This is a genomic window from Archangium sp., from assembly GCF_036389735.1.
Taxonomy (GTDB): Bacteria; Myxococcota; Myxococcia; order Myxococcales; family Myxococcaceae; genus Archangium.
On sequence record NZ_DASVWK010000800.1, the window covers coordinates 1 to 12,331 of the forward strand.

Below are 12,331 nucleotides of genomic sequence, written 5' to 3' on the forward strand. Positions count from 1 at the left end.
ACCATCCTCTACGTCAACGGCATCATGACGCCGCTGGATGGCCAGATGAAGGAGATGCAGTCCATCGCGGAGACCTCGGGCGCCAAGGTGGTGGGCATCCACAACTCCACCGAGGGCGTGGCCGGGGACATCGGCCAGTCCATCCAGGATAAGCTCGACAAGGGGCGCAACCCGGCGGTGGACACCCTGGCGGACACCGTCTACTCGGAGCTGATGGCGGGCCGCTCGGTGCACCTCATGGGCTACAGCCAGGGTGGCCTCATCACCGCGCGGGCGCTCAAGGACGTGGCCAACCGGCTGCGCATCGAGAACGGGCTGTCCCGGGAGCAGACGGAGGCCCTGATGAGCCGCATCAACGTGGAGACCTTCGGCGGGGCCGGCGCCATCTTCCCGGACGGGCCCAAGTACGTGCACTACGTCAATGACCGGGACATCGTCCCCGGCTTCTTCGGCCTGGGGAACGACTGGGATCCGTTCCGCGACGGAGGCCGTGACGCGGTCATCCACCACTTCTCGGAGGGCGGTCGCCTCGAGTTCGGCAAGGCGCACCTGCTGTACAGCACCTACCTCCAGCACCGGGTGAACTTCGAGGAGGCCCGCGAGGGGCGCTTCTGACCCCACGCGTAAAATCCTGGATTGCTGGCATTCTAGGCTTTTCTCTGTTTTCCTTGTGATGAAAGTATCTGGCGCGGGGCGCGCTTTCATCACGAGGGAAACACACCATGGCCGGTTCGGTTGTCGTACATCGGATTCTGCGGGGCCTCGCGCTGGTCCTGCTGCTGTCGGGAGCGGTTCCCGCCTGGGCCGCCCAACCCTTCGCCCAGGGCATGGTGACCATCACCATGGATGACGGGTGGTCCTCGCAGTACACGTGGGCGCGCCCGGCCCTCCAGCAGCGCGGCCTCCGGTCCACCTACTACCTCGTCACCGAGGGCGTCCGGAACGGGTGGGCCAGCTACCTGACGGCGCCGCAGGTGCAGACGATCCTCGCCGAGGGCAACGAGCTCGGCGGCCACACGCTGACGCACCCGGACCTCACCACGCTCTCCGCCGCGCAGGTGGAGGCCGAGCTGCGTGACTCGCAGGCGTGGCTGAAGTCCCAGTTCGGCCTGGCCTCGGTGCCCGCCTTCGCCTCGCCCTATGGCCGGTACACCGCGGACGTCCTCACCACCGCCCAGAAGTACTACGGCAGCCACCGCACGGTGAACGGCGGCCACAACTTCCGCGACTCCAACATCCTCCAGCTCCGGGCCTACGACGTGACGAGCAGCGTGAGCGTGGCCACGGTGCGCGAATGGATCGACAGGGCCGCCGCCGACGGCAGCTGGCTCATCCTCGTCTTCCACGAGTTCGTGAACGGCACGCCCACCCGCTCGACGGAGTGCTCCGTGAGCGACTTCACGGCCATCCTCGACTATGTGAAGGCGAGCAACGTGCGCAACGTCACCGTCTCGGAGGGCGTGGCCCTGTCGGAGGGACGGACGGTGGACCCGACCGGGTACACGTTCGTCTACGACGACATGCTCGGTGATGGCTTCGCGGACTGGAGCTGGGCGACGCGCAACCTCAACGAGCGCACCACCGTGTACAGCGGCCTGTCCTCCATGTCGTTCGAGCCCGACGCCTGGAAGTCCCTCTACTTCCATCACGCCTCGGGGCTCGATGCGCGCCAGTACGAGTCGCTGGAGCTGATGGTGCACGGCGGTACCACGGGCGGGCAGCGCGTGCGGGTGGAGTTCCGTGACGGCAACACGATCCTCGGCTCGGCGAGCCTGGACGCGGCGCTGGGCCATCCCCTCCAGGCGGGTACCTGGCAGAAGGTCTCCATCCCGTTCGCCGCGGTGGGCATGTCCTCGGGCACCCTGCGCGACCTCTACATCCAGGACGGCTCGGGCGGGGACCAGGGCGCCGTCTACCTCGATGAGGTCCGGCTGATCCGCGCCGCGCCCAGGCCCCTTTCCCTCTACGCGGACGCGCTGGGGATCGGCTTCTCGGACTGGAGCTGGGCGACGCGCAACCTCAACGAACGCACCACCGTGTATGCGGGGACCTCGGCCATCTCCTTCGAGCCCGACGCCTGGAAGGCCCTCTACTTCCACCATGGCACGGGCATCGACTTGAGCCGCTACACGTCCCTCGAGCTGTGGGTCCACGGTGGCACCAGCGGCGGACAGCAGGTGCGGGTGCAGCTGCGCGATGGCGACACGGTGCTCGGCGTGGTGCAGCTGAACACGGCGTTGGGACACCCCATCCAGGCAGGCACCTGGCAGCGCGTCTCCATTCCCTTCAGCTCCCTGGGCTTGAGCGCCGGCACGCTGCGCGACCTCTACATCCAGGACACCTCCGGAAAAGACCAGGGCACTCTCTATATCGATGACCTCCGACTGGTGCCGTGAGGCCCCAGAAGTACGGTGCCGCTGGCTGATGCTCAGAACAGGAACGCGGCGCCGCCGAGGAAGGTCGGCGTGGAGAGCAGCCGGTCACGTCCGGGCTCTCGGATGGCGTCCTGCTGGCCCCGGGCGAACAGGCGGACGAACCTCCTCACATCCACCTGCCCTTCGACGTAGGCCTTGAGATCCGACTGGGCGGACAGCCCAGGCTCGCCCCGGGTCCACCCCAGGCCGAGCCCCGCGCTTCCTCCCACGACGAGGCCGAGCCGGAGTTGCTCTCCGAGCAGCAGCTCCGCTCCGGCTTCGGGCGCCAGCGTGGCGACGTGCACCCCATGGAACGCGGCCAGCTCCGAGACGTGGAGCGCCCCCTTGTACCCGACCCCGTCCACCGCCACCGAGGCGAATACCCTCACCCGCTGCCGTTCGCCGAGGCTCGTCCCCACCCTTCCGCGAAGGCCAATCACGGACGCCTCCACGCCCACTCCCCGGTCCATTTCGAGGAACCGCGTGAGGCGCGTCGAGCCCAGCGCCACCCCCACCGCCAGGGTGCGGCCGGTGGCAGCATCGTTCAACTCGAAGCGCCGCTCCACCGGGGTGAAGCGAACGTCGGCATGCGGCAGAGCGATGGGATCCGTCACGAGCGTCCCATCGAGGGTGGCCCAGTGCAGGTACTCCGGTGTCCGCACGACATCCCACGGATCTTCCGGCACCACGGTCTCGCGGAGCATGAAGCGCACTCGAAGCAGCGCGCTCCAATCCGGGCCCGTGCCCGAGCGCCCGCCTCCACCCACCTCGCCGCTCGGCCGGAAGAGCGCCTCGTCGAAACGCGGGGCCTCGTACCGAGGCACAGGACTGGAGGGTCCCAGCCCGATCCCCGGCACGGCTCCAGCGCCACCCGTCGCGGTCCCCTCCGGAGCAGCCCATTCCTCCGAGTCGAAGTCCGGCCGGCTCCGGCCGCAGGCCGCCCAGAGGGAGAACTCCTCCTGACGTGGGGCTTGCCCGCTCGCGCTCAACTCCCGGACGTAGCGGAGGCTGAAGTCATCGGGCGCGTACGCGAACCGCGCGTACCTCCGGTAGTGCTCCACCAGCGCCTCGCTCTCGAGCCTCGGGCAGTAGTCCCGCCGCAGATTGGCCTGGACCTCGCGCCAGCGCTTCGGGGTGAAGGCGGAGTTGTTGTAGGTCTCGTCGAACCGGGGAGAGACGTACTCGCGCCAGTCGAAGGGGAGGTTCAGCCGCCAGCCCTCGGCCGTCTTCTGGATGCGAGGGTTCTCGTCCCGGCACAGGCTCCGGTAGAAGAGAAACCCCTGGTAGTTGGCCTCGAGATCTCCGAACGAGAACACGCCCGTCGTCGCGAGGCCCAGGTTGATGGACTCCGTCCGCACCCCGTAGCGGATCATCCGCTCGAGCGCCTCGCGTTCGGAGACCCCCTGCTTCAGCTCCTCGCGGAAACGCTTGTGGTACTTCCAGCCCGTCTGGAAGAAGTGGGACAGCTTGTCCGCGCCCATGTGGACGCCCGCGACGTTGAACGTCGCCTTCACTCCGAAGAAGAGGCCCCAGTCCCAGAGGCGCTCGTTGCGGTAGACGGAGTCGTTCTCCCGGAAGTACTCGTAGTCCTCCTGCGTCGGCACCCGCTCGACCCGAGGGGTGTTCTCCGCCCAGAGCTCGATCTTGTGGAGCCCCGAGATGCGGAACCGCTGGTAGATGCGCTGGGCGACGTCCTCACAGGAGGACTGCTCCCAGGAGCCTCGCCGGTTCACCAGCTCCAAGGCGCCCAGGATGTCGCGGTTGACCTTCTCGTTGAGGACGCTCAGCGAGTCCCGCGGCCCCTTGTCGATCGCGAAGTACTGGTCCGTCTCCGTCGCATGGGCAAGCCCCGTCGAGGCGGCGACCCACACCGCCAGAAGGCCGGGCCAACTCCATGCACGCAGTGAATCCACCCGCCGCATCTAAGGATCAGGACGCGGGGCGTCAAGGCTGTCTCGGGCAAGACGTCTCCTGACGAGCGCGAGGGAGCTGGTAGGCTGGGCCCGCTTCCAGGAGTCCAGCCCACCATGTCCACCGCGCGACCCCTGCGGCCCGAGACCCCCACGGCCGCCCCCGACCTTCCCGCTCCCGCCCCGGCCACACTCGGAGTCGAGGTGCGGGGCGTCAGCAAGTCCTACCGCCGGGGCCAGCGCGTGCTGTCGGACGTGGACCTCCAGATCCGCACCGGAGAGACCTTCGGCATCATCGGCCCCAACGGGGCCGGGAAGACGACCCTGTTCGGGTGCATGCTCGGCCTGCTGTGGCCGGACTCGGGCACCGTGCATGTCGCGGGCCTGCCGCCGGATGACTTGGAGGTGCGCCGCGTCACCGGCTACCTCCCCGAGCGCCTCACCTTCGACCGCGAACTCACCGCGCGTCGGTTCCTCGCCTTCCACCACGCCCTGGCCGAGCGCCCCAAGCAGCAGCGCGCCCAGGAGGTGGAGGCCCTGCTCACCCAGGTGGGGCTGGACAAGGCGGTGTGGGACCGCGACACGCGCAAGTTCTCCCGCGGCATGCTCCAGCGGCTCGGTCTGGCCCAGGCGCTCCTCGCCCAGCCGCGCTTCCTCTTCCTCGACGAGCCCACGCTGGGCATCGACCCCGAGGGCATGCTGCACCTGCGCGCCCTGCTGCGCGACATCAAGGCCCGCGGCGTCACCATCATCATCAACTCGCACGACCTGGCGCAGCTCGAGCGGGTGTGCGACCGGGTGGCCTTCTTCCGTGCCGGCCGCGTGGAGGCCATCGAGGACTTGAGTTCGCCCACCTCCGCCATCACCCGCCATGCCCTGGTGGTGCGCTGGGCCGGTACCAACCCCCTCTCGTCCGAGCAGCTCGCCACCGTGGCCCAGGAAGCGGGCGCCACGGTGTTGGACACCACGGAGGACTCCCTGCGCTTCTCGGTGGAGGATGACTGGAGCGCCTCGCGCCTGCTGGGGGCCCTGCTCCAAGCGGGCCTCCCCGTGGCCAGCGCCGCCCGCGAGGAGGGACGGCTGGAGCGCTTCTTCCAGCAGCAGCACGGAGCCCGGACCCCATGAACCTGACCTTCTACCAGTCCCGTGTCCTGCGGAGCTTCCACCGACTGCCCACGCTGGGACTGCCGCTCGCCTACCTCTTCGTGACGCTGTCCTGGCAGGTGGCGATGTTGCTGTACACGGACTTCCAGATCATCCCCGAGCTGAGTCCCCCCAAGGAGACGCTCTTCCTCATTCCCTTGAGCCTGGGACTGGCCTCCATCGGCCGGGACATCTCCGAGGGCCTGCTGCCCGTGCTGCTCACCCGCCCCCTGCGGCGCTCCTCCTACGTGCTCAGCCACTGGGCGGCCCTGGGCACCGTGGCCTCCTTCTGGGCCCTGGCCCACGCGCTGGTGCAGTGGGGCCTCATCCAGAACACCTCCCCTCACCCGCCCCGCCTCGAGGAGCTGGTGTACAACGCGCTCGGCCGCGTCTCGCTGTGCTTCGGCATGGCCGCGGCCCTGGTGTGCTTCTCCACGCGGCTGCCCGCCTGGGGCAACCTCCTCCTCTGGGGCGTGCTGTACTACCTGGCGGAGCGGGTGCTGCCCGGACTGGGCAAGGACGAGTCGGCCCGGTACGCCTTCACCGTGCGCCAGTACCTCCTGGGGGTGATCATGCCCCATCTGGACATCCGCCAGACGTTCGCCTCGAGCCCCATCTCCTGGTTCCGGCTCACCACCTACCTCTCCAACGTCTCGCTGCTGCTGCTGCTTGGCATCCACGTCTTCAATCAGCGCGAGGTGTCTTATGCGTCCCGCTAACCCTGGCGCCACCCACGCCCTGCCCCGCTGGTTGCTGGTGGTCGTCCCCCTGCTGCTCGCCGCCCGCGTGGCCAGCGGCCTCTACGAGAAGGACCACCCGCCCGTCCCCTCGAGCCTCGTGGCCTGGGTCCCCCTGGAGCAGGCCGAGGCCCTCTCGCGCGAGCGCGGCGTGCCCATCCTCTACGAGTTCTCCGCCGACTGGTGCGGGCCGTGCCACATGCTGGAGCGCGACGTCTTCGACAGCGACGCGGACGCCCGCCGCCTCAACGCGCGTTACGTCGCCGTCCGGGTGAAGGATCGCAGGGAGGAGGAGGGCGAGAACCCTCCCGCCGTGCAGGCCCTCATCGACAAGTACAAGGTGGGTGCCTTCCCCACGCTCGTCCTGGTGATGCCGGACGGCAAGGAGCTGGGCCAGAAGCGCGGCTACCACGGCTACACCGAGACGTTGAAGTTCCTCCGGCTGCCCACGCCGTCCGGCAGGCGCCCCGCTCCGAGGCGCTGAGCGACTCAGTGCACCTCGCCCAGGTGGGCGTAGGTCTCGCTCTCGATCTGGATGGTGGTGTGGTCGATCCCGAAGCGGTCGAAGAGCTGGTGCTTCACCGCCGAGAGGATGTCGTCGTTGTTGCACACCATGGGATCCTTCACCACCAGGTGCGCCGACAGCGCGTACATGCCGCTGGCGATCGTCCACACGTGCAGGTCATGCACGTCACGCACGCCCTCCACCTTGGTCAGCAGCTCCTTCACCACCGACAGGTCCACGTGCGAGGGCACCGCCTCCAGCAGCACGTCCACCGCGTCACGCACCAGCTTCAGCGCCCCCACCACGATCACCACCGAGATGAGCACGGAGATGATCGGATCCACCACGTACCAGCCCGTCAGGTACATCACCCCGGCGCCCACCAGCACGCCCACGCTGGAGAGCGTGTCGCCCAGCACGTGGAGGAAGGCCCCGCGCACGTTCATCGAGTGCGAACGGTGCAGGAAGCCCAGCGCCCCCAGGTTCGCCAGCAGGCCCACCGTCGCCACCATCGCCATGGGCCCCAGGCGCACCTCGGCCGGCGTGCGGAAGCGCTCCCACGCCTCCACCAGGATGAACCCGGTGATCCCCAGCAGCAGCACCCCGTTGAGCAGGGCGCTGAGGATCTCCATCCGGTAGTAGCCGTACGTCTTCTTCACGTCCGCCGGCTTGCCCGAGAACCACAGCGCCAGCAGGCTCAACCCCAGCGCGCTGATGTCCGTGAGCATGTGGCCCGCGTCGGACATGAGGGCCAGCGAGTTGGTGAGGTACCCGCCCACCGCCTCGGCCACCGCGATGGTGCCCGTGAGCACCAGGGCGAAGAAGAGCCGGTTGCGGTCCTTGCGCCGTTCCTCCTTCAGGGAAGCGGGCGGACGCTTCGCGTGTTTCCCGTGACCGTGCCCATGGTGATCATGATCGTGATCATGGTCATGCCCTGCCGCGCCATGGGTGTGGGGAGAAGTAGTCACGGGCGGATGAGGTGCGAACGCTCCTCCACGGAGACGTGCCGAGCGGCTAGAGTCCAAAAACCTCGCAGGTTGAAGGTTTCCCCCCCTGTTGAACATCCCCAAGACACGGCAGATGGACCTCGAGAGGCACCAGAACCTGCACACCATCATCATGCTGCGAGAAGTCATTCGCAAGTGGTGGCGTGCGGAGCTGCACCTCGTGGATCGCAACGGCACCGTGCTGGATTGGCAGCGTGGCGGAGATATTCCCCCGACGCCCAACGACTGCTGCCGGCTCTCGCTCACCTCGCGGGAGGGCATGCGGCGCTGCAACCAGTCCGTGCGTCAGTTGCATGAGCAGTTCCGGGCCAACCGGCGGCTGCGCCGCGGGCTCGTGCACCCCTGCCACCTCCAGTTCAGCCTGGTGGGCGCTCCCCTCTATATCCAGGACGAATACGAGGGGTGCCTCTTCGTGGAGGGCTACGTGCGCGAGCCGCTCTCGGAGCGGGAGCAGGAGGTGCTCAAGACGCGGGTGCGCGAGCTGCAACCGGGTGCCGCGACGGACGTGGCGCGCGCCGTGGAGCGCGTGCCCGTGCTGAATGACTGGGACCTGGGGAAGCTGACGGATCTGCTGGAGTACGCCGCCAACGAGATCACCGCCGCCGAGACCGCCGAGCGCGTCCGGAAGGAAGAGAGTGCCCGCCAGGCGCTCACCCAGGCCTCGGACGCGCGCTACCGCTTCGAGGACATCATCGGCCGCTCCGGACCGATGCAGGAGATCTTCAAGTTGCTCCAGAAGGTTTCCAACTCGGAGGCCACCATCCTCATCAACGGGGAGTCCGGTACGGGCAAGGAGCTGGTGGCGCGGGCCATCCACTACAACGGCCCTCGGCGCCAGGGGCCCTTCGTGGTGCAGAACTGCTCGGCCTTCAACGACAACCTGCTGGAGAGCGCCCTCTTCGGCCACGTGCGCGGCTCCTTCACCGGCGCCATGCGCGACAAGAAGGGCCTCTTCGAGGTGGCCGACGGCGGCACCTTCTTCCTGGACGAGGTGGGCGACATGTCCCCCTCACTCCAGGTGAAGCTCCTGCGCGTCCTCCAGGAGGGCACCTTCCTGCCCGTGGGCGGCACCCAGTCCAAGGAGGTGGACGTGCGCGTCATCGCCGCCACCCACAAGGACCTGGGCGAGATGGTCAAGCGCGGCGAGTTCCGCGAGGACCTCTACTACCGCATCAACGTCATCCGCGTGATGCTGCCGGCCCTGCGCGAGCGCCCGGACGACCTGCCCCTGCTGGTGGACCACTTCCTGCGCAAGCACCACCGCGAGGGCCAGCACGCCCGCGGCCTCGCCCCCGACGCCATGGCCCTGCTCAGCGCCTACGCGTGGCCGGGCAACGTGCGTGAGCTGGAGAACGAGATGGAGCGCCTGCTGGTGCTCGGCGGAGACCTGGAGCTGCTGCCCGCCGACCTCATCTCCAGCCGAATCCGCGACGCCGTCACCCCCAGCGGCGGCTCGCTGCTCACCTCCGCGCGCGCCAGCGGCAAGTTGAACGAGGCCGTGGAGACACTGGAGCGGGAGATGATCCACCAGGGACTGTTGCGCACTGGCAATAACAAGAGCCGGCTGGCGCGCGAGCTTGGCATCAGCCGCTCCAACCTTATCTTGAAGATCGCGAAGTACGGCCTCGAGAAGGGACTCCCTCCCGACATCGAGGCGGATGCATGAGCCCATGAGCCACTATTTCCGGCAGGATTACCTCACCGTCCCCGATGGGGCCTCGCTGTACTACCAGGTGCAGGGCGAGGGTCAGCCGGGCATGGTGTTGTGTGACGGCCTGGGCTGCGACGGCTTCGTCTGGAAGTACCTCGCGCCCTACCTGGAGCAGCGCTACCGGGTGATGCGCTGGCACTACCGGGGCCATGGCCGCTCGGGCCTGCCCCAGCAGCGCGAGCGCATCGGCATGCTCTACACCTGCGACGACCTGAACCGGGTCATGGACGCCGCGGGCATCGAGAAGTCCGTGCTCTTCGCCCACTCCATGGGCGTCCAGGTGGCGCTGGAGTTCCACCGCCGCTACGCGGACCGGGTGCTGGGGCTCGTCCTCATCTGCGGCAGCTACGGCACCCCGCTGGACACCTTCCACGACGGCAACTGGCTCAAGCGGCTCTTCCCCCTCATCCGCCACGTCGTGGAGAGCTTCCCCCAGCCCGTGGCCCGCCTCACCCGCGCCCTGCTCAGTACCGAGCTGGCCATGCAGGTGGCCCTCTCCGTGGAGCTCAACCGCTCCCTGCTGGCCAAGAACGACCTCGTCCCCTACTTCACCCACCTGGCGAACATGGACCCGGTCGTCTTCGTGCGCACCCTGGAGTCCGCCGCCCACCACAGCGCCTGGGACCACCTGCCCCACGTGGACGTGCCCACCCTCATCATCGCGGGCGAGCGCGACAAGTTCACCCCGGCCTGGCTCTCACGTCGGATGGCCGCCCACATCCCCGACGCCGAGTTCATGATGGTGCCCCAGGGCACCCACGCCGCCCCCCTGGAGCACCGCGAGCTGATCGAGCTCCGGGTGGAGCGCTTCCTGCGCGAGCACCTGCCCGCCTCGCCTCCGGCGCCCACGGCCTCCCTCCGGGGGAGCCACCTGGAACCCGAGGTGGTGGCCGCCTCGCTGACCTAGCGGGCTGGCTTTCCCTCGGAGATTCCCTCGTCCTCCGGGACGGAGGGGCCCGCTCCCTCGGAGATTTCGTGGAGGCTCCGCCTGCTCGGCTGGCATCCTTTTGTCCAGCCACGTTGCAGGAGCGGGACTCACGGCATATAAGCGCCCGCCCTCCGCGTTCCTGTGAAGTTCACAACACAGGGTCCCCCGCGGGGCCTGGGCGTCTTGCCCTTCACAGATCTTCCTCGCCGGCTGTGTCGCCGGCAGCCTCGCTCATGATTGCTCGAGAGAACATTCGTAACGTCGCCATCGTCGCCCACGTCGACCACGGCAAAACCACCCTCGTCGACCACATGCTCCGTCAGGCGGGCATCTTCCGCAGCAACGAAGCCCTGACCGAGCGCGTGATGGACTCGAACGACCTCGAGCGCGAGAAGGGCATCACCATTCTCGCGAAGAACACGGCTGTCACCTACAAGGGCAAGCAGATCAACATCATCGACACCCCGGGTCACGCGGACTTCGGCGGTGAGGTGGAGCGGGGTCTGCGCCTGGTGGACGGCGTCATCCTCCTGGTGGACGCGGCCGAAGGTCCCCTGCCCCAGACGCGCTTCGTGCTCAGCAAGGCGCTGGGCATGGGCCTGAAGACGGTGCTCGTCATCAACAAGATCGACCGCCAGGACGCCCGTCCCAAGGAGATCCTGGATCAGGTCTACTCGCTCTACATCGACCTGGGCGCGGACGATACGCAGCTGGAGTTCCCCGTCCTCTACACGGTCGCCCGCCAGGGCCAGGCCTCGTCCTCGCTGGAGCAGCCGGGCAAGACCCTGGAGCCGCTCTTCGAGGCCATCCTCTCGCACATCTCGCCCCCGCCGGCGCCGACCCAGGAGCCGCTCCAGCTGCTGGTGGCCATCCTGGACTACGACGACTACGTGGGCCGCCTCTCGGTGGGCCGCGTCCAGGCCGGTCGCCTCACGGCCAACATGCCCGTGGCGGTGATGCGGGATGGTGGGAAGATCGAGCAGGGCAAGATCGTCAAGCTCTACGGCTTCCAGGGCCTCAAGCGCACGGAGATCGCGGACGCTGGCCCCGGGGAGATCGTCTCCATCGCGGGCATCGAGGCCATCTCCATCGGTGACACCATCGCCGACGTGGAGAAGCCGGTGGCCCTGCCGCGCATCACCGTGGATGAGCCCACGATGATGATGATCTTCAAGGTCAACGACGGGCCGCTCGCGGGCAAGGAGGGCAAGTACGTCACCAGCCGCAACCTGCGCGAGCGCCTCTACCGCGAGGCCTACCGCAACGTGTCCATCCGCGTGGAGGACACGGAGACGCCGGACGCCTTCCGCGTGGTGGGTCGTGGCGAGCTCCAGCTGGCGGTCATCATCGAGACGATGCGCCGCGAGGGCTACGAGCTGACGGCCTCCAACCCGGAGCCGGTCACGAAGACGATCGACGGCGTGCTGCACGAGCCCATGGAGCTGATGTTCTGCGACGTGCCCGAGACGAGCGTGGGCGCGGTGACGGAGCGCCTGGGGCCCCGCAAGGGCCGCATGTCGGACATGACGCAGCTGGGCGGCGGGCGTACGCGCCTGGTGTTCCGGATTCCCGCGCGTGGCCTCATCGGCTTCCGCTCGGAGTTCCTCACCATCACGCGCGGTGAGGGCATCATGAGCACCCAGTTCGACGGGTACGAGCCGTGGTTCGGCTACATCCCGAAGCGGGCCAACGGCGCCATCGTGTCGGACCGCATGGGCGAGACGGTGCCCTACGCGCTGTTCAGCATCCAGGAGCGCGGCCAGCTCTTCGTGGGCGCGGGTGTGACCATCTACGAGGGGATGATCATCGGCGAGAACGCGCACCCCTCGGAGCTCAACGTCAACGCGTGCCGCGAGAAGAAGCTGACGAACATCCGCGCCGCGGGCCGCGACGAGAACGTCATCCTCACCCCGCCGCGCGAGATGGGGCTGGAGAAGGCGCTGGAGTGGATCGCCGACGACGAGCTGGTGGAGGTG

10 protein-coding genes are annotated in these 12,331 nt (G+C 68.3%); 8 read left to right on the forward strand and 2 right to left on the reverse strand.

Annotated elements, in window-relative coordinates; all coding sequences use genetic code 11:
- Together VF794_RS28165 and VF794_RS28170 are read left to right on the forward strand one after the other, a co-directional pair.
- A partial coding sequence (locus VF794_RS28165) for a hypothetical protein (protein ID WP_331115671.1) occupies nt 1-615 on the forward strand: 615 nt, incomplete at its 5' end.
- Nucleotides 616-722: 107 nt separating this feature from the next.
- Entirely contained in the window at nt 723-2,396 is a 1,674-nt protein-coding gene (locus tag VF794_RS28170; RefSeq protein WP_331115673.1) for a polysaccharide deacetylase family protein, read from the forward strand.
- 32 nt (nt 2,397-2,428) lie between these two features.
- On the opposite strand, the gene VF794_RS28175 is transcribed toward VF794_RS28170, so the two are convergent.
- Nucleotides 2,429-4,327, reverse strand: a complete 1,899-nt coding sequence (locus tag VF794_RS28175; RefSeq protein ID WP_331115675.1) for a hypothetical protein — start codon at nt 4,325-4,327, stop codon at nt 2,429-2,431.
- 114 nt (nt 4,328-4,441) lie between these two features.
- Between VF794_RS28175 and VF794_RS28180 the strand changes: the two genes are divergently transcribed.
- Genes VF794_RS28180 through VF794_RS28190 form a run of 3 tightly spaced genes read left to right on the forward strand, consistent with a single transcriptional unit; the run spans nt 4,442 to nt 6,688 of the window.
- Nucleotides 4,442-5,449 carry an ABC transporter ATP-binding protein gene (locus tag VF794_RS28180; protein ID WP_331115677.1) on the forward strand — a complete coding sequence of 336 codons (1,008 nt, stop codon included), beginning with the start codon at nt 4,442-4,444 and terminating at the stop codon, nt 5,447-5,449.
- Nucleotides 5,446-6,186 carry a hypothetical protein gene (locus VF794_RS28185; protein ID WP_331115679.1) on the forward strand — a complete coding sequence of 247 codons (741 nt, stop codon included), beginning with the start codon at nt 5,446-5,448 and terminating at the stop codon, nt 6,184-6,186. Before VF794_RS28180 ends, VF794_RS28185 begins: the two co-directional genes overlap by 4 nt.
- The gene (locus VF794_RS28190) at nt 6,173-6,688 is read left to right on the forward strand and encodes a thioredoxin family protein (protein ID WP_331115681.1); all 516 of its coding nucleotides are present in this window, start codon (nt 6,173-6,175) and stop codon (nt 6,686-6,688) included. Before VF794_RS28185 ends, VF794_RS28190 begins: the two co-directional genes overlap by 14 nt.
- A gap of 5 nt (nt 6,689-6,693) precedes the next feature.
- Here the strand turns inward: VF794_RS28190 and VF794_RS28195 are convergent, their stop codons facing one another.
- Nucleotides 6,694-7,677, reverse strand: a complete 984-nt coding sequence (locus VF794_RS28195) for a cation diffusion facilitator family transporter (RefSeq protein WP_331115683.1) — start codon at nt 7,675-7,677, stop codon at nt 6,694-6,696.
- Nucleotides 7,678-7,789: 112 nt separating this feature from the next.
- Here VF794_RS28195 and VF794_RS28200 point away from each other — a divergent pair, with 112 nt between their 5' ends.
- The 3 genes from VF794_RS28200 to typA all read left to right on the forward strand — a co-directional run.
- Nucleotides 7,790-9,382, forward strand: a complete 1,593-nt coding sequence (locus tag VF794_RS28200; protein ID WP_331115689.1) for a sigma 54-interacting transcriptional regulator — start codon at nt 7,790-7,792, stop codon at nt 9,380-9,382.
- 4 nt (nt 9,383-9,386) lie between these two features.
- Entirely contained in the window at nt 9,387-10,334 is a 948-nt protein-coding gene (locus VF794_RS28205; protein ID WP_331115685.1) for an alpha/beta hydrolase, read from the forward strand.
- 254 nt (nt 10,335-10,588) lie between these two features.
- Nucleotides 10,589-12,331, forward strand: a 1,743-nt coding sequence (gene typA, locus VF794_RS28210; protein ID WP_331115687.1) for a translational GTPase TypA, incomplete at its 3' end; no start/stop codon positions are given.